The following is an 18,204-nucleotide window of genomic DNA, read 5'->3' on the forward strand; positions in this document are numbered from 1 at the left end:
CCTTCAACTTGACTACCATGTCGTCATGAGAAAGGACGCCCAGCGCAACCGCGACCTGCTGATCGAGGCCGCCAGGGGGCTCTACGCGGCGCGCGGCCTCGACGTCGCGCTCGAAGAGATCGCCAAGACCGCCGGCGTCAGCATCGGCACCCTGTACAACCACTTCCCCCAGCGCGCGGATCTGGTGAACGCCGTGTTCGCCGACCGGACCGAAACCGTCGCGAAACTGGCCGAGCACGCGCTGTCCCTCGACGACGCCTGGGCCGGGTTGACCTCCTTCTTCGAACGGATCTGCGAACTGCAGGCCGCCGATCGCGGCTACAACGAACTGGCCTCGACGCGGCCGCCCTTGGCCGAGGATCTCGAACGCGGATACGAACTCATGACCCGCGTCGTCGAGCGCGCAAAGGAGAGCGGAGCCCTGCGCGCCGATCTCACCCTCGAGGACATGGCCTTCGTGACGTGGGGGATCGCGCGCACCGTGGAGGCGACCGCGGCCGTCCGGCCGGAGGTCTGGCGACGCCATCTCGCCCTGCTGTTCGACGGGATGCGAGCGCCCGCCGCGACCCCGTTGCCGGAACCGCCGATGCTGCCCACGGAGCTGGCGCGGATCATGGGCGACTGCGGCTGAAGCCCTCAGGCAACCCCCGGCCCCTCCGGAACGTGTTCACCCCGGAGGGGAGATCCGATGAAGACGAAAATTCTGCTCGTTTCCCTGGTGGGGGCCCTGTTCGCGACGGCGGCGTGTTCCGGGGAGCCGCCACCGGCGCCCGTGACGGTCACCGCCACCCCGTCGTCCACGGTGCCCGCGCCGCCCGCCGGGCCGGATGCCAAGACCGTCGCGTGGCTCGACGGGGTCTGCGGCGCGGTGTACGGCTTCATGAAGGCCCACGACGAATACTCGCGCAAGCAACAGTCCGGGGTCGAAGTGACCCGCAACGCGCTGAAGGAAGAACTCGGGATCCGAGCGGGATTCGCGGGCAAGACGGTCGACGACCTGAACGCGCTGCCCGCATCGCCGATCCCCGGCGGTGACGCGGTAAGGAAGTCCCTTGTGGACCAGTACACCGCGGCACGGGACGCGGCGGCCGCCGGGAAGCAGCGTTTGGAGAAGTCCGGGAACGAAGCCGCCATGGACGCGGCGATCAAGGCGATGGACGCCGTCCAGAAACCGGTCACGGACACTCCCGATCTCATGCCCGCACTCAAGATCGAGACGCAGGAGCTGATGGCCGCGGCGGCCGCGGCCAAGAACTGCGCGTCTCCCCACTAGCCGGAGCGTCACCCGCGAACGGAGTCCCATGAAGCCGAAAACCCTGCTTGTTCCACTGGTAGGGGCCCTGTTCGCGGTGACAGCCTGTTCGGGAGAGGCACCGTCCGCTCCGCCGAAGGTCACCGTCACGCCGACGTCCACCGCGTCCGAACCGGACGTCCGGACGGTGGCCTGGCTGGACGGGATGTGCGGCGCGATCTACGGCTTCGTGAAGGCCAGCAACGAGCACGCGAGCAGGCAGAGTTCCGGCGTCGAGGTGACGCGGCCCTGGCTCAGCGACAACCTCGGGGTCCGCGCTCAGCTGGCGGGCAAGGTCGTCGAGGAACTGAACGCGCTGCCCGCGTCACCGATACCCGGCGGGGACACGGCGAAGAAGTCCCTTGTGGACAGTTACACGACGGCGCGGGACGCGGCGGCGGAAGGGAAACGGAAGCTGGACTCCTCCCAGAGCCAGACCGCGCTGGACGCCGCGCTCAAGGCCCTGGAGTCGGCGCAGAAGCCGCTCTTGGAGACCACCGACCCGTTCGCGTCGGTCAAGATGGAGACACCGGATCTGCTGGCCGCCGTGGCCGCCGCCAAGAAGTGCGTGCCCGGCGCCTCGTGAGCTGCTCCGCCTCCGCTCGATTGTCGCGCGACCGCGAGGTTCCCCATGTCGCATTTGAGTCGCTGAGCGTCTCGAATGCGACATCGGGAACCTCAGCCGGGCGAACCTCAGCTGGGCGGGGTGGCTCCGGGCGGCGTGACCATCGGCCGTCCGGTGTTCAGGCCGCCGTCGACGAGGACGGAAGTCCCGGTCAGGTAGGCGAAATCCGGTGACGCCAGGGCGAGAACGGCCGAAGCGATCTCCGCGGCCTCACCCATCCGCGGCAGACCGTGGACGTTCAGCGGACCCCAGGCCTGTTTGAACTGCGCCCACAGGTCGTCCGGGATGCCCGGCGGGCGTACCAGCCGGGTGTCGGTCGTGCCCGGGTCGATCGAAAGCACCCTGATCCCCTTCGCGCCGTAGTCCAGCGCGGCCGCGCGCACCAGACCCTGCACGGCGCGTTTGCTCGAGGTGTAGGCGGCGTGCCCCGGACGGGTCTGCTCGGCCTGCGCCGACGCGGTGCAGACGATCACCCCGCCGCCCGCTTTCAGCAGGTGCGGAACCTCGTACTTGATCGAGAGGAAAACGCCGCGCGCGTTGGTGCGCTGCACGTCCTCCCACTCGTCGACGGAGATCTCGTGCAACGGTTTGCCGAGGTGGATTCCGGCGTTGTTGAACGCGATGTCGAGCCTGCCGTACCGGCGGACGACACCGTCCACGAACGCCTGGACCTGTTCGGGGACCCGGACGTCCGCCCGGAGATAGGCCGCCTCCCCGCCCGCGCGCCGGATCTCCCGTTCGACCTCGCGGCCGAGTTCTTCCCGCCTGCCACAGAAACCGACCTTGGCACCGGCCGCGGCGAAGGCGATGGCCGCCGCCCTGCCGATGCCCGACGTCGCCCCCGTGACGATCACGACTTTGCCCGAGAACCGCCGGCGGTTCTCCTGTGCCGTGGCGGTGTTCCCGGCCAGCATCGCGACACCGGCCGCCGCCGCGCCCCCGAGCACGGCGCGTCTGCCCACTGCTTCGCCCATAGTCCCTCCAGATGGATAGCTCTACTTCCCAAAACAGAAAGTAGAGCTATCCATCTGAGAGGATTCTCAAGAAGTGATCTCCGGCGTGACCCCACCCGCCGCCGCGAGCGCGCGATGCAGCGCGAGCTCCGCCGTCGGCCCTTCGGCCAGCACGATCCCCGTACACGACCGCTGATCCGCGAGGTGCCGGATCTCGTCACCGGGGCTCGCCGTCGGGTACCACTCCGGCGCGCCGGGCAGGCCGGACAGGCGGTCGAGCCCGGACCAGCCGGTCAGCACGCCTTCCACGGCCGGGTACGCCAGGACGAACGCGACGCCCGGTCCCCCACCGATCTCCCGCGTGAGCAAGGCGGGTTCCTCGCCCAGCGCCATCGAGATCATCGCGGAATAGACGTTGGTGTCCAGCGACCGGCACAAGGCCTCGCCGAGCATCGCCCCGCCGATCCGGATGTTGATCTCGACGACCTCCGGCCCCTCGGCGGTGAGGACGAACTCGGTGTGCGCGAAGCCCTGCTCGTGTCCGGCGGCCTTGAGCACTTGGCCGATCCAGTCGGCCAGTCCGGCGTACTCGGTCTCGGGGAAGGCCACCGGGAACGCGGCGGCTTCCTCGCGCCGCACGGGTTCGGGCGAAAGCTGACGGGAGAGGATCCCGAGCAGCCGCGTCCTTCCTTGCCAGGTGACGGTTTCCGCGCTGTAGAGCGGACCGGCGAAATACGGTTCGGCGATCAGGTGCCCCTTGAGCGGCGTGTCCTTCGCCTCCCGCCTGGCCTGCTCGAGTTCGGCCGCGTCACGGACGAGCCACACCCCGCGCGACGACGTCCCCGATGAATCCTTGACCACCAAAGGGAATCCGAGCTCCTCGGCGATCATGACGGGTACCGGGCGGCCGCGGGTGAGCCCGTGGTCGTACAGCAGATCGCGCACCGCACCCTTGTCCCGCAGCACACGGACGGCCGCAGCGTCCGGACCGGGCAGGCCGAGCCTGGCGGTGAGTTCCGCGCCCGGCAATGCCCAGGTGTCGGTCGAGTTGATGATCCCGGCGAGGTCCGGGATGGCACGCAACGCCGCTTCGCAGGCCGCGATGTCGGTGGTGTCGATGTCGACGACCTCGACCCTGTCCGGCCCGAGGGTGCCGAGTTCGTAGCGGTAGATGTCGCGGTTTCCGGTGAACAGCACCAGTTTCCGCCCGGCTTCCGCCGCCGCGTCGGCCAGCCTGCCGAGGCCGAAGGTGAGTGCTTCCAACAGGACGACGGTCATGACACCCGCTCCTTCCGGTACGACAGCTGCGAAGGTATCCCGAATTTGCGGCGGCGCCACTCCATCGCCGCCCACGGCAGGGCGAGGTCGTCGAGTGAGGCGATCTCCCGTGGCGCGAGCCCCGCCGGGTCGACGGCTTCCCGGTGCCGGGCGAAAACCCTTGCCGTGTAACGGTGCCCGGTGTCGGCGCCGATGACGACATGCGTCCGGTCCGGATTCCGCGCCGCCTCCCAGCCCGCGACGAGGTACGCGGCGCCGGTGGAAAGCCCGGCGAAGACGGCGTGGTCGCGCATCAGGCCGACGGTCGCGGCCATGGCGTGCACGAAGTCCAGCCAGTGGATCCGGTCGTACAGTTCGTGATCGACGTTGCCGAACGGGATGGCGGAGCCGATGCCCGCGATGATCGCGTCCGGATCGGTGAACCGTTCACTGCCGAAGGTGACGCTCCCGAACGGCTGGACCCCGGTCAGGCGGACGTCCGGATCGCGTTCGCGCAGCGACCGGGCGATCCCGCCGGTCGACGCGCCGGTGCCCACGCTGCCGACGACGGTCAGCGGCCCGGACGGCAGCGCGCGGGCGACGAGATCGGCGACCTCGCCGTAGCCGAGGTAGTGCACGGGATCGTGATACTGGCGCATCCAGTGCATGTCCGGATGGCGCTCCAGCAGCTCGTGCACGCGCGCGACCCGGCGCCGCTGGTCGAGCCGGAGGTCTTCGGACGGCGGCATCTGGTCCACCGTCGCGCCCAGGATCTCCAGTTGCGAACGCATGGTGAGGTCGACGGTGGTGGACGCGACGATATGGCAGCGCAGACCGTAGCGGTGACAGGCCATCGCCAGCGCGAGCGCGTAGATCCCGCTGGAACTGTCGATCAACGTCTGTCCTTTTCGGACGGTGCCGTCGGCGAGCAGCGACCGGACGGCGCCGAGCGCCGCGTAGACCTTCAGGGTTTCGAAGCGGATCAGCACGACGTTCGGCGTGAGCCGGATCAGCGCCGGTGTCTTGATCGCGTCGGTGACGTGCTCGTGGACCAGAGGGGCGGTCTCGACGGGCATCGCGTTCACCGGCCGATCGATCGGAGGTACGCGGCCAGGGACTCGGCGCCCGCGGCGTTACGCGGTCCGCTCACGAGGTCCCCGTAGGAAACGACGTGGAACCGGTTGTCGCGCACGGCGGGCGTGTTCTTCAGCTGTGGCGCGGATTTGATGAACGCGATCTTGTCCTGCGCGGGCTGGTCGGCGTAGTCCACCACGACGATCACCTCGGGTTCGGTCTTCACCACCGCCTCCCAGCCGACGCTGCCCCAGCCTTCCTGGAGGTCGCGGAAGACGTTGGTCCCGCCCGCGGCGTCGATGATGTCGTTGGGAGCGGCGTGTTTCCCGGAAGTGAAGGGTTGGTCGGTGCCGGAATCGTAGACGAACACCTTGGCGGGCGGGGTCTTCGGCGCTCCGGCGCGGACCTTGTCGAAGCGTCCTTTGAGTTCCGTGACCAGTTCGTCGGCCCGCTGGCGGACGCCGAAGATGTCGCCGAGGTTGCGCAGGTCGGTGTAGAGCGCCTCCAGTGGTGTCACCTCGGCCTTCGCGGTGGGATACTCCCAGCAGGTCTCGGTGTGCAGATAGCTGCGGATGCCGACCTGGTCGAGCAGCTTCGGGGTGATCCCGCGCTCCTCGCTGAAGCCGGAGTTCCAGCCGGCGATCACCCAGTCCGCCTTGGCGTTGACCAGGATCTCGCGGGTGACCCGGGAAGTGCCGAGCCGTTCGACCTTGGCGTAGTCGTCCTTCCACGGCGAACCGGCGATCGACGGGTCGCCGAGCGAGTTCATGACGTAGCCGCGCATCCGGCCGGCGAGCCCGAGCGCGAACATCTTCTCCGCGCCGGAAACGTCGTAGGCCACCGGACGCTGCGGCGCCGGGAAGGTGACCTGCGCGCCGCAGTTGGTCACTGTGGCCTGTGCCGGTGCGGCCGGTCCGGCCTCGACCTGGGCGCCACAGGCGCTCAGGAGCAGCGCCGCGGTGAAGAGCGCGATCACCCTGGACGGCTTCATCGTGAGATCCCCTCGGTTTCTTCGGCGGGAAGGTCGTAGAGCAGCTGGAGGGCGCCGGTCACGGGATGGGTCACCTGGGTGACCTCCACGCCGAACACCGCGCGGACCGTTTCGGGCGTGAGCACTTCGGCGGGGGTGCCGCAGGCGGCGAGCGATCCGCCGCGCAGCAAGGCGATCCGGTGGCAGACGGCGGCGGCGAGGTTGAGATCGTGCAGGGCGACGAGCACGGTGAGCCCGCAGTCGCGCAGGAACTTCAGCAGTTCCACCTGGTGACGGACGTCGAGGTGGTTGGTCGGCTCGTCGAGGACCAGCACCTCGGGTTCCTGCACGAGCGCCCTCGCCACCAGGACCCGCTGCCGTTCGCCGCCCGAAAGCGTCAGCACACTGCGCTGGGCGAGATGAGTGATGTCCAAGCGCCGCAACGCTTCCCGGCACAACGCGCGTTCGCGGGCCGACAACCGGAGGTTGCCGCGCTGATGCGGCGACCGGCCGAGCGCGACGACCTCCTCGACGGTGAAGTCCAGATCCGCTCGGCTGTCCTGGGTGAGCGCGGCGATCCGGCGGGCGGTGTCGCGCAGGCTCTGCTCCGCGAGATCGGTGCCGTCGAGCAGGACGGCGCCGCCGGACGGCGTCAGCGCCCGGTAGACACAGCGCAACGCCGTCGACTTACCGCTTCCGTTGGGACCGAGGAGGCCGACGACCTCGCCCGCGCCGACGTCCAGCCGCAGCTCGCGGATCAGCGTCGATCCGGCGACCTCGACGGAAAGGTCCTTCAGGGACAACATCAGCGGCCCCCGAACGCGTAACCGCGGCGCCGCATCACCACGAGGAAGACCGGGACGCCGATCAGCGCGGTGATCACGCCGAGCGGCAGCTCCTCGGGCGCGACGAGGGTGCGGGCGAGCAGGTCGACCCACACCAGGAAGACCGCGCCCACCAGCGGCGCGAGCGCCAGCACACGGCGATGTCCCGAACCGGCGACCATCCGCACCACGTGCGGCAGGACGAGCCCGACGAACCCGATCGAGCCGCTCACCGCCACCAGCAGGCCGGTGACGACCGCGGTGAGCAGGAAGAGCCAGCGGCGCAACACGGCCGCGTCGGTGCCGAGGCTCATCGCGGTTTCGTCGCCCATGGACAGGACGTCGAGCGCGGTGCCGTAGCGCAGCAGGACCACGATCGCGACGGCCACCCCGAGCGCGGCCAGCGGCAGTGATGCCCAGGTCGCCGCGCCGAGGCTGCCGAGCAGCCAGAACAGCACGGTCTGCGCGGCCTGGCCGTTCGGCGAGAGGTAGACGAGCACGCTCATCACGGCCTGGAAGGCGTAGGTGAGCGCGACCCCGGTGAGCACCAGGCGCAACGGCGTCAGGCCGAATTTGCTGCGGGCGGCCAGATAGACGAGCGCCGTCGCGCCCAGCGCCCCGAGGAAGGCGGCGGTCGACAACGCCAGCACGCCGAGCCCGGCGAACAGGCCGAACACCACGACGGCGGCGGCGCCGACCGAGGCGCCCGAGGAGATCCCGAGGACGAACGGATCGGCGAGGGCGTTGCGGACCAGGGCCTGTACCGCGACCCCGACCACCGCGAGTCCCGCGCCGACCACGGCCGCGAGCAGCACGCGCGGGGTGCGGACCTGCCAGACGATCGAGTACCCGGTGACCTCGTCGCCGGTGATGGTCCCGCCGGTGATCGCCTTTCCCAGGTAACGCAGGACATCCGGGAGGGCGACCGTGGTCGGGCCGAGCGCGATGCCCGCGATCAGCGAGATCAGGAGTGCCGCCGACAGCAGGATCACCGGTCCGGTGAGCCGCAGCGGGCGGGCGGTTCCTTCGTCGGGCTCCGCGAACAGGCGGAGTGTTTCAGCCGGCACGTTCACCACGCACGATCAGGCGGCGCGCGTGGTTGTCGTAAGGCGAGCCGTCGAAATCGCCGAAGCACTCGACGTCCGTGAACCCCACCGTCTCGAACAGCGCCTTCAGTTCCGCCGCGCTGTACAGGAAGGACAGGATCGACGCCTGCTTCGCTTCACCACCGCGGACCAGGGTCCAGTCGGTCTTGAGCCGGGACCAGTCGTCGAGGATGGTGTCGCGCATGAACACCGTGCCGCCGTCGATGTCGACCGCCTTCGGGCGGCCGACCCACCCGGCCAGCACCTCCTTGCCGAGCACGTCGATCAGCAGCCTGCCACCGGGCGCGAGGCTGGCGTGGGCGTTGCGCAGCACGGTGAGGTTGTCGCCGGGCTCGGTGAAGTAGCCGAACGACGTGTACATGTTGACGATCAGGTCGTACGCGCCGGGCTCGACGTACTCGAGCATGTCGGCCTGGATCAGTTTCGCGGCGACACCCGCGTTTTCGCAGGCCTCGCGCGCGCGTTCGAGCATGGCCGGGCTGAGGTCGACGCCGGTCACGTCGGCGCCTTTCCTGGCCAGCGGCACGACGTGGATCGCCGGGCCGCAGGCCAGGTCCAGCACCTTCGTCTCTTCGGTGACCGCGAGCAGCGGCGACGTGGCCGTCAAGCGTTCGGCCTCTTCGGACCGGCTGGGCGGGAACATCACGTCCGCGAAGCCGACCCACAGGTCGTCGTCCTCGTACCAGTGCATCTCTCTCCGCTCGCCGGGCCGCACGATTCAGCCCCACAAGTCGTCGGGAAGCCGTCCCTGGTTCCCGGCTTTCCCAGCTTTCTCGTGGAGTGATCACGGAGGTACGGATCGGCACGCTTGGTTAAGATGCGAGTGGTCTGGACCGGTCAAGGGGGCGGGATCAGGTCGATGAGGAACAACTGGTCGGGCGCGCCGGAGCAGCGTTCCCGGACGACTTCGGTCCCCGCGGCGGTGTCCTGGTCACGCAGGCCGAGACACTGGCTGGTCCCGACGGGGCTGATGACGTATTGGGCCGCCTCGGGCGGGCCTGCCGGTCCGATGGTGAACAACTGGTCCGCACTGTCGTCGCCACAGTCGTCGCGGGGTTCGATCAGGTCGTGTCCCATTCCCTCGTTGACGACCGTGAGGCAGCCGACCCCGGTGTCCGGATGGTGCCACTGGATCTGCACGGCGTTCACGTCCCCGACGGGGTCGATGAACACGCGGGGCGAGGTGGCCTCCCCACAGGGTTGCTGGGCGACGACGGTTCCCGAGTAGAGCTGGGTCCGGTCCTTTCCCTCGGCGAGACAGAACTCGGGCGAGCGGGCGGGCCGGATCTGCGCCCAGCTGCCTATCTCGCGGAGGGCGAGCCCCGGCACCGTGGCCTCGGCGACCTTGTTCTTCGAGGACGTGTTGAAGGGCCAGGTCAGATATCCCAGCGCGCCGACGAGGACGATGCCCACGATCGCGACCACGATCAACGGCGCGCGCCAGCGCTGCCAGCGCCGCGGTTCCGGCCGCGCGACGGCGCTCACCACCTCGTCGCCGGCGATCCGTTCCTCGACACGCGGCGGGCTTCCCAGCGCGATGCGTGTCCTGGCGTCGAGCCACCGCCGCACCTGCTCGTCACTGAGTCCGCACGCGCGCGTGAACGCTTCGACGAAGGATTCGCGAGGCAATGTGGTGCGGCCGAGAGTGGTCGCGATCGTGCTCGCCGGAAGCGCTCCCCCGAGTTCTGTCGCCTTTCCGGACAACTGCCGATAAGTCAGTCCGGACCATGTTCTCAATACGCGCAGTGCCGCTGTGAACTCAGCCGGTGAAGTGGCCGGGTCCGGTGGCGGAACTTCTGTCGGCGACTCCCCGTCGTCGCCCCCCTCTTCAACGATCATCGCTCTAGATTGACTGAGGCCGTCTCGGCCGCGATACCGCCAATCAGCGGCGCCGGAATCTGCTGTTCGGGCGCGCTCGAACGGTTTCGAACAAGCCCGAACTGGCCGAAGGTTGCCCACGCGCTGGTCAGGAAGTCAGGCTGACCTCTGTTGGTCCCACATCGACCGCACCGGGGGAGGCGCGGAAATGGCTGGGCTCCGAAAGTGAGCAATCGAAAAGAACCGGCGGGATCATCGTCAGTGCCGACGGGAAACTCGACGGAAACACCAGGGTTACCTCGGAAGGCATCCACGGGAATTCCCGCTTTGAAGACCGGGTGACGCTCGTCGCCACCCGCATGGGGGAAGCGATCAGGCCTGCTCGGAGGGTGAACGAGCGCTCGTCCGCTCGATCCCGGCGGCGGATCGACAGTTCGCAGACATCGGTGTCCCGAATAACTACGCCGAATCGGTGACAGTGAGCCGATAACGGTGAGTGCGGACACCGTCACTCAGCATGCCTGCCGGCGGCCCGGCTCGAAATCGGTCGATCAAAAATGGCGAACACCGGATTACCTGGAGCGTTGTTGATGCACAGCGGGCAAAGTGATGTGACCGAGAGGCAGGTCGTCATTGTCGGAGCGGGTAATGCCGGTCTCTGTGCGGGTATAGCCGCACTACAGGCGGGCGCCACCTCCGTCACCGTCCTCGAAGCCGCACCGAAGGAACTGCGCGGCGGGAACAGTTCCTTGACCAGGACCATGCGTTTCTCTTGGCAAGGAAGATCATTCATCTCCGGCCTGCTCCGGGAGGCCGACAAAGACCGGGCCGAAGAGATACTGGCCGGCCGATCGGAATACACGGACGAGCAGTATCTCGGCGACTGGTTGCGGGTATCCGGAAGTCAGGTGGACGTCGCGCTGATCGAATCGATCATTCGCCGTTCGACGGAAACGATCACCTGGATGCGCGATTTCGGCCAGCGCTGGGCACCGAGGCCGACTCCCCTTCCCGGCGATGTGCCGATCGTTCTCGACGGCGGCGGCCAGAGCCTCCAGGACCGGAACTTCGCCCGGTTCGACCAGCTCGGCGGAACGGTCTTGTACGACAGCGCCGTCACCGGCTTCGAGAAGACCGACGGCGACCGGTATCTGCTCCACGGATCGGGGCCCGCTTTCCCGATACTCGCCGACGCGCTGATCCTGGCGTCGGCCGGCTTCGAGGCGAACACGCGGTTGCGTGAACTCCACCTCGGAGAGGACTGGCGGGACGTCAAGCTGCGGGGTGTCCCGTTCAACGAAGGCGCTCCGCTGGCGGCGGCCGTCGAACTCGGCGCAGACACCGCGGGCAACTGGGAAAAGTGCCACACCACGCCGCAGGGCGTGAAACTGCCCGACTACATGCTGCCGGGGCAGATGCACAAATCCCACGGCCTGGCCAGGTACGCCTTCCCGCTGGGCGTCGTGGTCAACCGGGAAGGGCATCGGTTCTTCGACGAGTCCGGCTACAGCAACCTCACCTACGTCACGCTGGGACAGAAGATCCAGGAGCAGCCGGGGAAGATCGCGTTCCAGATCTTCGACGACCAGGTCGTCGCGGCGGGCGCGCTCCCGGACGGCTACCTCGGTGACCCGGCGGCGGTGAGTGTCTCCTCGATCGAGGAAGGCGCCCGGCGGCTCGGTATCGACGCCGCGACCCTGACCGCCGAAATCCGGCGCCTGAACTCCGATCGAACGCCGAAACGCCTCGACACGCCTCCGTTCCTGTTCGTTCCGGTGGTCTGCGGCCTGACTTTCACCTACGGCGGGCTGTCCGTGACCGCCGACGCCGAAGTCCGTGGCGGCGGCGAACCGATCAGCGGCCTCTACGCGGCGGGCGTGATCGCCGGTGGCCTTTACGACCAGGGATATCCGGGCGGCACCGGGTTGATGGCGGGAGCCGTGCTGGGCCGGGCGGCCGGTACGTCCGCCGCGGGCCACGCCCTTCGGTCGAGGGGAGGCAAAGCCCATGCGGTCACCGTCGCCGACTGAACGGGAGATCGTGATCGTCGGACTCGGCAAGATCGGGTCGCTGTATGCCGCGTGGTACGGCGAAGCGGGTCACCGGATCCGCACCGTCGATACCGGGAACAGCGCCGACTGGGACCGGGTGGCCCGCGTGCCCGATCCCTCGGGCGTCGATGCCTGGGTGGTCGCCACACCGACCGCCACCCATCTTTCCGTCGTCGGAGAAATCCTGCGGATACAGCCGGATGCCCGCATCCTGCTCGAGAAACCCGCCTGCTACCCGGAAGACCTCGCCGGTCTCCAGCTCGTGATCCGGCGGAATCCCCGTGCCCGGATCATCGTCAACGACGTCTACTCCCACAGCGAGGCCGTGCGGCACTTCGCGGAGTCGGTACGGAACCTCGGCGAAGCCGATCCAATCAAGAAGATCACCGTGGAGTTCACCAAGAACCGGGAGCTCGACGTCGCGAACGGCAGGTTCGTCGACACCCAGTACGGCGAAGCCGGCTACGAGGGTTTCCACATGTTGAGCATTCTGCGCGCGATCCTTCCGGCCGAGCAGTATCGGACGTATCTGCGCACGGTGCCGATGTCGGTGACCGCCGAAATGCGGGTACGGACCTTGGCCGCGGGCCTGCCGGAAATCGAGCTCTACACGTCATCGACCGGCACCATCGCCTTCGCCGGTCTGGCTGGATTCGCGTTCTCCGAGGGCGTTTCGAGGAGTTACCTCACCCCCGCCGTCATTCCGTACGGGTCCGAGTTCCGATATCGCTTCGCCGACGTGGAACTCGCTTCCGGCGAACACGTCACCCTGGTTTTCGAGCCGTTCTTCGACTCGGAGCCCGACTACAAGAACCTGCACGTCGTCCACGTCCGGAACGCCACGCGGCGTTCCGTGATCGCCGTCAACCATTTCAAGGAGGCATTGCTGGCCCAGCTGGAACTCTTGCACCGCATCGACGAGGGCACCACGGCGATACGGCCTGCCGAGCACCGGTTCCTCGCGGCGCTGGGTTCGGCCATGTTCACCGGAACCTTTCCCCGCACCACGGAAACCGATCACCAGGAAAACGAAGAGAAGTTCGCACGAATTGGGAGCGAAGCATGACGCAGATCATCGAAGACCTTTCGACGCTGTTGCGACCGGCCAAGGACATGCTGGCCGAAGTATCGGACAGGGAAGCGGCAGTGGCCCAGGTGACGAGCCAGATCAAGAACGACGACGCGGCCCGCGCGTTGTTCGCGCAGGTGTGCCGTTTCGAAGCTCCCTTCACCGCGAGCTGGGTCCACGGACCCGGTGACGATTCCCCTTACCTGTCCTTGGAGCTGGCCGCGGCGTCGCTGGACGACGACCGGTATCGCGCCCAGCTCGCCGACATCGTGCTGTCGACGTCGACCTCCATTCCTTTCGACTACCGGGCTCTGGCGGCGGAGAAGCTCGTCCAGGTCGGAGCGGGCGAGTTCACCGGCGCCCTCAAGGAGGTCGTGGACTCGTACGAGCCGCTGCCCGTCCGCGGCCTGCAGGCGAAGATCGCCGTCCCCACCGACGGCATCGACCACCTTTTCGACATCCCGGACACGGTGACCGGCAGGCTCAACATCCTGATCGCGGCCAGCAGGGCGAAAACGCTGGAGAGCCGGTACCTGCTCGCCGGGCGGGTCCTCGGGAACGGGGTCGCGGAGACGGCGCCGGCGGGTGAGCCGGAACGGCTGATCCTCGAGGACGTCGGGACGACCATGGTGTCCCCTTTGGACTACCTGGTGCCGTGGGACCAGGAGTTCCCCGGTGAGAACGGCAGCAACCTCACGCTCGCGGAGTTGATGCGCATCACGCTGATGTGCGGGGAATTCCAGCTTCCGGACACGACCGTGCGGCCGATCCTGGTCGACTTCTACCGCTCGGTGCTGCGGACCGGCGGCCGCTCGATCATCGGCCTCGCGGCCGGTGTGTTCCATGTGGAGCACGGCACTCTCGCCACGCCCTCCTACTACTACCAAGGCCGCGACGCGATCCTCGGCAAGGGCTGCGTGATCGACTGCGTCGGCGGGGCGGTCCTGCAGGCCGGTTCGTTCCTCGGCGGGGGCTACATGCCCATCCTGATCCACACCCACAAGCACATCCGCAAGAGCAACCAGGCCGCCGCCTCGGAGCGGAAGCAGATCCTTCCGTGCATCTTCGCGGCCGAGGCGGGCGCTCGCTATCCGATGGACGCGATCGGGCTGTTCGAAACGGTGGACTACCTCGGCAGGGAAACCCCCTACGAAGGCATCCGCGCGATCCCGCACGCGAAGTAACGCGTCCGAACACGAAGTCCGCATCTCTCGATGCCACCGGGCAGGACGGCTCCGTCCTGCCCGGTGGCATCGAAAACAGGAGGGTCAAAGGGAATGAGTGCAATGTTCGGGACCAAGGTCGCCGTGATCGGCGCCGGTTATGTCGGGTTGACCACAGCCGCCTGCCTTTCGTCACTGGGACATCAGGTCGTGTGCGCGGATGTCGACCGGGAAAAGGTCGACGCCTTGAGCCGCGGTGAGGCGACCATCCGGGAGCCGGGTATCTGCGAGCTGGTGGTGGACGGGCTGGCGTCCGGCAGGCTGGGATTCGTCCTCGGCGCGAGCGCGGCGGTGTCCGAGGCGAGCATCGTGATCCTGTGCGTGCCGACACCGATGAGCGCCACCGGTGCGGCGGATCTGACGACGCTGGAGTTCGTCGTGGCCGAGGTGCGGGAGCTGCTGGCGCCCGGATGCGTCGTGGTGAACAAGTCGACGGTTCCCGTCGGCACGGCGGCCCGTGTCGCGGAACTGATCGATCGGGCGGACGTGGCCGTCGTGTCCAATCCCGAGTTCCTCCGCGAAGGGTCCGCGGTCCACGACTTCCTGAACCCCGACCGGATCGTGGTCGGTTCGGCCGATCGTGACCCGGTCTCCGCCCAGCGTGTCGCCGACCTGTACGGGAAGCTCGACACTTCCGTGCTGGTGACCGATTCCGCGAGCGCCGAGATGATCAAATACGCGTCCAACTGCTACCTGGCGACCCGTCTGTCCTTTGTGAACACCGTCGCCGAGTTGTGCGAGTACCTCGACGCGAATATCGACGACGTGACACTGGGAATGGGGTACGACGAACGGATCGGCAAGTCCTTCCTGCGGCCGGGTCCGGGCTGGGGTGGTTCCTGCCTGCCGAAGGACACTTTCGCGCTCCTGCACACCGCGGAGTCGGCCGGCAGCGATTTCGCCCTGCTGCGGGCGGCGATCGAAACCAACCTGAAGCAGCAGGAACTGGTGGTCGACAAGGTGCGCAAGGCCGTCGGCGGCGATCTGGCCGGCGCCCGGATCGGCCTGCTGGGCTTGACGTTCAAGGCCGGGACGGACGATTTGCGGGACTCCCCGGCGCTGGCGGTCGCCGGGCGGCTGGCCGCCGAAGGCGCGGAACTGTTCGGCTACGACCCCAGCGTCCACGCCCCGGTGCCGGGGGTGACGGACGGTGTGCGGATCACGGGAACCGCCTATCACGCGGCGAACGGCGCGGCGGCGATCGTGCTGCTGACCGAGTGGCCGGAGTTTCGCGCTCTCGACTGGGCGCGGATCGCCGACCGGCTGGACGGCCGGGCCGTCATCGACACCCGGAACCTCCTCGACCCGCTCATCGTGGCCGGGACGGGCCTTTCCTATCAGGGCATCGGCCGCCCGGCGGTCGTGCCACGCGCCGGTGACATCGTCCGGCAGGCAGGCTGACCGGGGGTGGACGGCGAGCGACCCGCCCCCGGGCCTCACTCGTCGTCCCCTCGCCGTCGAGGACGGGACGACCGATGACGAAGCGAGTCAAGCCCTGGTCCGCGCTTTTCGCGCTGTGCCTGGGTTTCTTCATGGTCATGCTGGACATGACCATCGTGAACACCGCGGTGCCGTCGATGGTGCGCGAACTCGGTACCGAACTGACCGCGGTGATCTGGGTGACCAGCGTGTACCTGCTCGCCTACGCCGTTCCGATCCTGCCCGCCAGCAGGCTGGGTGACCGGCTCGGTCCGAAACGCGTCTTCGTCGCCGGGCTCGTGGTGTTCACCGGGGCGTCCTTGTGGTGCGGGCTTTCCGGTGACGTGGAAACCCTGATCGCCGCCCGCGCGGTACAGGGTCTCGGCGCCGCGCTGATGACGCCGCAGACGACGGCCTTCATCACGCATCTGTTCCCGCCGGACGAACGCGGCCCGGCACTGGGAGCCTGGGGCAGTGTCGCGGGCGTCGCCATGATCACCGGTCCGGTGCTCGGCGGTGTGCTCGTCGACCGGTTCGGCTGGGAATGGATCTTCTTCGCGAACGTTCCGATCGGGCTGCTCGCCCTGGCGCTCACCGCCGTCCACGTGCCCGACTGGAGACCGGGGAACTCGCACCGCTTCGACGTTCCCGGCATCCTGCTCTTCGGCGCGGGTCTCGTCTGCCTCGTCTTCGGAATCCAAAATGGACGGACTCACGGATGGGGGTACGCCGGGGCGGGAGTGCTCCTGCTGGGCGCTTTCGTCCTGTGGCAACGGGTCAACCGCCGCGAACCGCTGCTGCCGTTGCGGATCTTCCGCAACCGCGACTTTTCCCTGGGGGCCGCGACAGCGGTGCTGGTCGGGTTCGCGATGACCAGCACGCTCCTGGTGCTGGCCATCTACCTGCAGTCGGTGCTCGGCATGTCCCCGACCGGCGCGGGCCTGCTCACCGCGCCGCTGGCCCTGATGTCCGGCGCCGTCGCGCCGTTCGCGGGACGGTTGTCGGACCGGACGCACCCCAAGTACCCGCTGATGTTCGGCCTGTTCTCGCTGTGCGGCGGCCTGTGCGTCCTCTCGCTGGTGATCATCCCGGCGAGTTCGCCCGCGGCGCTGATCCCCGGGCTGCTGTGGTGCGGTCTCGGTGTCGGCTTCATCTTCTCCCCGATGAGCAACGTGACCATCAACTCGGTCGAGCGGTCGCTGGTCGGCAGCGCGTCGGGCATCTTCAACACGGCGCGGCAGATCGGCGGGGTCCTCGGCGGCGCGGCCGTCGGTTTGGTGCTGCAGGCACGGACCAGTGCCCCGATGGCGGGCAGGGCGAACGAGGCCGCGGACGCGGTCAAGACCGCCTTCCTGCTCCCGATGGGCGTGCTGATCCTCGGGCTGCTGTGCTCGGCCGCCCTGCGCCGTTCCCGGCGGGAACCGCGGCCGATCGGGCAGGACGGATCGCCCGATCGGATGACCGCGGCCCCGTGATCACCGGCTCCGTCCTGGCTACCGTCGTCTCATGACCCTCGTACCGACGATCGACCTGAGCGGCTGGGACGACGGAGACCGCGCGGAGCTCGCGCACACCGTCGACGAGGCTTTGACGCGTGTCGGGTTCCTGCAGCTCGTCGGGCACGGCATCCCGCGGGCGACGATCGACGGGATGCGCGAAGCGACAGCCGCTTTCTTCGCTCTCCCTGTCGAGGAGAAGCTCCGCTCCGCGCCTGCCGACCGCGCCTCGGATCGCGGGTACGCGGCCGAAGGCACCGAAGGGCTGGCGTACAGCCTCGGCGAGACGACGCCGCCCGACCTGTCGGAGTCGTTCGTGATCGGCGCGGAAGACATCGACGGTGAGGACCCGTACGGCTTCTTCGTGCCCAACATCTGGCCCGGTCTGCCGGAACGCCTGCGGCCGGCGCTCACCGCCTACGAGGCGGAAGCGCACCGCGTCGCGAAGGTCCTGCTGGAGATCTTCGAGCAGGCGCTCGGGCTCCCCGGCGGCTACCTGGGGGCGTACACCCGGCATCCGACGCGCACCTTGCGGGTGAATCACTTCGAACGCCGCGCCGGGGCGCCCGAACCGCTTCCCGGGCAGATGCGGCTCGGCGCGCACACCGACTACGGCATCGTCACCGTCCTGTACGCCGATCCCGTCCCCGGCCTGCAGATCCACGGTCCCGACGGCGCCTGGCACGACGTCGTCCCCGCCGAAGACGCGCTGGTGGTGAACCTCGGCGACCTCACCGCGCAGTGGACCAACGACCGCTGGCGCTCCACGCTGCACCGGGTCGTGCCGCCGTCCGGGCCCGGGCCCTCGCGGCGCCGAAGCGTGGCGTTCTTCTTCGACGGTGATCACGACGCGCTGTTCGAATGCCTCCCGACCTGCCACTCTCCCGGGAATCCGCCGAAATATCCGCCGGTCCTCGGCGGGGCGCACCTCTACGCCAAGATCACCGGCGGGCGGACCCTCGAACCGGCCGACGCGATGAACACCGCCGCCGACCGCGGCTGAGGGAGAATTCCCGGCGAACGATGTC

The 18,204-nt window shown here is 68.5% G+C and carries 17 protein-coding genes; 9 read left to right on the top strand and 8 right to left on the bottom strand.

From position 1 onward, the window contains the following. Positions 1-25: 25 nt before the first annotated feature. Genes ACLJRM_RS04225 through ACLJRM_RS04235 form a run of 3 tightly spaced genes read left to right on the top strand, consistent with a single transcriptional unit; the run spans position 26 to position 1,877 of the window. Entirely contained in the window at positions 26-631 is a 606-nt protein-coding gene (locus ACLJRM_RS04225; protein ID WP_410662335.1) for a TetR/AcrR family transcriptional regulator, read from the top strand. A gap of 57 nt (positions 632-688) precedes the next feature. Further along, complete coding sequence (locus tag ACLJRM_RS04230; RefSeq protein ID WP_101610292.1) at positions 689-1,273, top strand: hypothetical protein; 585 nt, start codon at positions 689-691, stop codon at positions 1,271-1,273. A 28-nt stretch (positions 1,274-1,301) separates the two neighbouring features. Beyond that, positions 1,302-1,877: a hypothetical protein gene (locus ACLJRM_RS04235; protein ID WP_410662336.1), complete on the top strand. Its 576-nt coding sequence runs from the start codon at positions 1,302-1,304 to the stop codon at positions 1,875-1,877. 107 nt (positions 1,878-1,984) lie between these two features. On the opposite strand, the gene ACLJRM_RS04240 is transcribed toward ACLJRM_RS04235, so the two are convergent. The 8 genes from ACLJRM_RS04240 to ACLJRM_RS04275 form a co-directional block, all read right to left on the bottom strand. After that, positions 1,985-2,890 carry an SDR family NAD(P)-dependent oxidoreductase gene (locus ACLJRM_RS04240; protein ID WP_410662337.1) on the bottom strand — a complete coding sequence of 302 codons (906 nt, stop codon included), beginning with the start codon at positions 2,888-2,890 and terminating at the stop codon, positions 1,985-1,987. Between the two features lie 66 nt (positions 2,891-2,956). Further along, positions 2,957-4,147: an ATP-grasp domain-containing protein gene (locus tag ACLJRM_RS04245; RefSeq protein ID WP_410662338.1), complete on the bottom strand. Its 1,191-nt coding sequence runs from the start codon at positions 4,145-4,147 to the stop codon at positions 2,957-2,959. Next, positions 4,144-5,202, bottom strand: a complete 1,059-nt coding sequence (locus tag ACLJRM_RS04250) for a cysteine synthase family protein (protein ID WP_101613476.1) — start codon at positions 5,200-5,202, stop codon at positions 4,144-4,146. The genes ACLJRM_RS04245 and ACLJRM_RS04250 overlap by 4 nt, the downstream gene beginning before the upstream one ends. A gap of 5 nt (positions 5,203-5,207) precedes the next feature. Beyond that, positions 5,208-6,191 carry an ABC transporter substrate-binding protein gene (locus ACLJRM_RS04255; RefSeq protein ID WP_410662339.1) on the bottom strand — a complete coding sequence of 328 codons (984 nt, stop codon included), beginning with the start codon at positions 6,189-6,191 and terminating at the stop codon, positions 5,208-5,210. Next, complete coding sequence (locus ACLJRM_RS04260; RefSeq protein WP_410600692.1) at positions 6,188-6,976, bottom strand: ABC transporter ATP-binding protein; 789 nt, start codon at positions 6,974-6,976, stop codon at positions 6,188-6,190. Before ACLJRM_RS04260 ends, ACLJRM_RS04255 begins: the two co-directional genes overlap by 4 nt. Beyond that, positions 6,976-8,070: a FecCD family ABC transporter permease gene (locus tag ACLJRM_RS04265; RefSeq protein ID WP_101610298.1), complete on the bottom strand. Its 1,095-nt coding sequence runs from the start codon at positions 8,068-8,070 to the stop codon at positions 6,976-6,978. Before ACLJRM_RS04265 ends, ACLJRM_RS04260 begins: the two co-directional genes overlap by 1 nt. Beyond that, on the bottom strand, positions 8,051-8,791 hold the full coding sequence (locus tag ACLJRM_RS04270; RefSeq protein ID WP_410662340.1) for a class I SAM-dependent methyltransferase: 741 nt from the start codon (positions 8,789-8,791) through the stop codon (positions 8,051-8,053). Before ACLJRM_RS04270 ends, ACLJRM_RS04265 begins: the two co-directional genes overlap by 20 nt. Positions 8,792-8,937: 146 nt before the next feature. Continuing rightward, positions 8,938-9,939: a helix-turn-helix domain-containing protein gene (locus ACLJRM_RS04275; protein WP_410662341.1), complete on the bottom strand. Its 1,002-nt coding sequence runs from the start codon at positions 9,937-9,939 to the stop codon at positions 8,938-8,940. Between the two features lie 590 nt (positions 9,940-10,529). Between ACLJRM_RS04275 and ACLJRM_RS04280 the strand changes: the two genes are divergently transcribed. The 6 genes from ACLJRM_RS04280 (at position 10,530) to ACLJRM_RS04305 (ending at position 18,179) form a co-directional block, all read left to right on the top strand. Next, the gene (locus ACLJRM_RS04280; protein ID WP_410662342.1) at positions 10,530-11,948 is read left to right on the top strand and encodes an FAD-dependent oxidoreductase; all 1,419 of its coding nucleotides are present in this window, start codon (positions 10,530-10,532) and stop codon (positions 11,946-11,948) included. Next, positions 11,926-13,035, top strand: coding sequence for a hypothetical protein (locus ACLJRM_RS04285; protein ID WP_410662343.1), 1,110 nt, complete (start codon positions 11,926-11,928; stop codon positions 13,033-13,035). Before ACLJRM_RS04280 ends, ACLJRM_RS04285 begins: the two co-directional genes overlap by 23 nt. After that, positions 13,032-14,222: a hypothetical protein gene (locus ACLJRM_RS04290; RefSeq protein ID WP_101610302.1), complete on the top strand. Its 1,191-nt coding sequence runs from the start codon at positions 13,032-13,034 to the stop codon at positions 14,220-14,222. Before ACLJRM_RS04285 ends, ACLJRM_RS04290 begins: the two co-directional genes overlap by 4 nt. 102 nt (positions 14,223-14,324) lie before the next feature. After that, the gene (locus ACLJRM_RS04295) at positions 14,325-15,662 is read left to right on the top strand and encodes a UDP-glucose dehydrogenase family protein (protein ID WP_101610303.1); all 1,338 of its coding nucleotides are present in this window, start codon (positions 14,325-14,327) and stop codon (positions 15,660-15,662) included. A gap of 74 nt (positions 15,663-15,736) precedes the next feature. Beyond that, positions 15,737-17,155 carry an MFS transporter gene (locus ACLJRM_RS04300; RefSeq protein ID WP_410662344.1) on the top strand — a complete coding sequence of 473 codons (1,419 nt, stop codon included), beginning with the start codon at positions 15,737-15,739 and terminating at the stop codon, positions 17,153-17,155. A gap of 31 nt (positions 17,156-17,186) precedes the next feature. Further along, positions 17,187-18,179 (top strand): isopenicillin N synthase family dioxygenase, encoded by a 993-nt coding sequence (locus tag ACLJRM_RS04305; RefSeq protein WP_410662345.1) that lies wholly within the window; start codon positions 17,187-17,189, stop codon positions 18,177-18,179. Positions 18,180-18,204 lie beyond the last annotated feature (25 nt).

Origin of the sequence: Amycolatopsis sp. lyj-84 (genome assembly GCF_046549075.1) — a bacterium.
Lineage (GTDB): Bacteria > Actinomycetota > Actinomycetes > Mycobacteriales > Pseudonocardiaceae > Amycolatopsis.

Bases quoted from the DNA above. Each gene is read 5' to 3' on its own strand.
- ACLJRM_RS04225 (WP_410662335.1), top strand. From the start codon at position 26: ATGAGAAAGGACGCCCAGCGCAACCGCGACCTGCTGATCGAGGCCGCC.
- ACLJRM_RS04230 (WP_101610292.1), top strand. From the start codon at position 689: ATGAAGACGAAAATTCTGCTCGTTTCCCTGGTGGGGGCCCTGTTCGCG.
- ACLJRM_RS04235 (WP_410662336.1), top strand. From the start codon at position 1,302: ATGAAGCCGAAAACCCTGCTTGTTCCACTGGTAGGGGCCCTGTTCGCG.
- ACLJRM_RS04240 (WP_410662337.1), bottom strand. From the start codon at position 2,890: ATGGGCGAAGCAGTGGGCAGACGCGCCGTGCTCGGGGGCGCGGCGGCG.
- ACLJRM_RS04245 (WP_410662338.1), bottom strand. From the start codon at position 4,147: ATGACCGTCGTCCTGTTGGAAGCACTCACCTTCGGCCTCGGCAGGCTG.
- ACLJRM_RS04250 (WP_101613476.1), bottom strand. From the start codon at position 5,202: ATGCCCGTCGAGACCGCCCCTCTGGTCCACGAGCACGTCACCGACGCG.
- ACLJRM_RS04255 (WP_410662339.1), bottom strand. From the start codon at position 6,191: ATGAAGCCGTCCAGGGTGATCGCGCTCTTCACCGCGGCGCTGCTCCTG.
- ACLJRM_RS04260 (WP_410600692.1), bottom strand. From the start codon at position 6,976: ATGTTGTCCCTGAAGGACCTTTCCGTCGAGGTCGCCGGATCGACGCTG.
- ACLJRM_RS04270 (WP_410662340.1), bottom strand. From the start codon at position 8,791: ATGCACTGGTACGAGGACGACGACCTGTGGGTCGGCTTCGCGGACGTG.
- ACLJRM_RS04275 (WP_410662341.1), bottom strand. From the start codon at position 9,939: ATGATCGTTGAAGAGGGGGGCGACGACGGGGAGTCGCCGACAGAAGTT.
- ACLJRM_RS04285 (WP_410662343.1), top strand. From the start codon at position 11,926: ATGCGGTCACCGTCGCCGACTGAACGGGAGATCGTGATCGTCGGACTC.
- ACLJRM_RS04290 (WP_101610302.1), top strand. From the start codon at position 13,032: ATGACGCAGATCATCGAAGACCTTTCGACGCTGTTGCGACCGGCCAAG.
- ACLJRM_RS04295 (WP_101610303.1), top strand. From the start codon at position 14,325: ATGTTCGGGACCAAGGTCGCCGTGATCGGCGCCGGTTATGTCGGGTTG.
- ACLJRM_RS04300 (WP_410662344.1), top strand. From the start codon at position 15,737: ATGACGAAGCGAGTCAAGCCCTGGTCCGCGCTTTTCGCGCTGTGCCTG.
- ACLJRM_RS04305 (WP_410662345.1), top strand. From the start codon at position 17,187: ATGACCCTCGTACCGACGATCGACCTGAGCGGCTGGGACGACGGAGAC.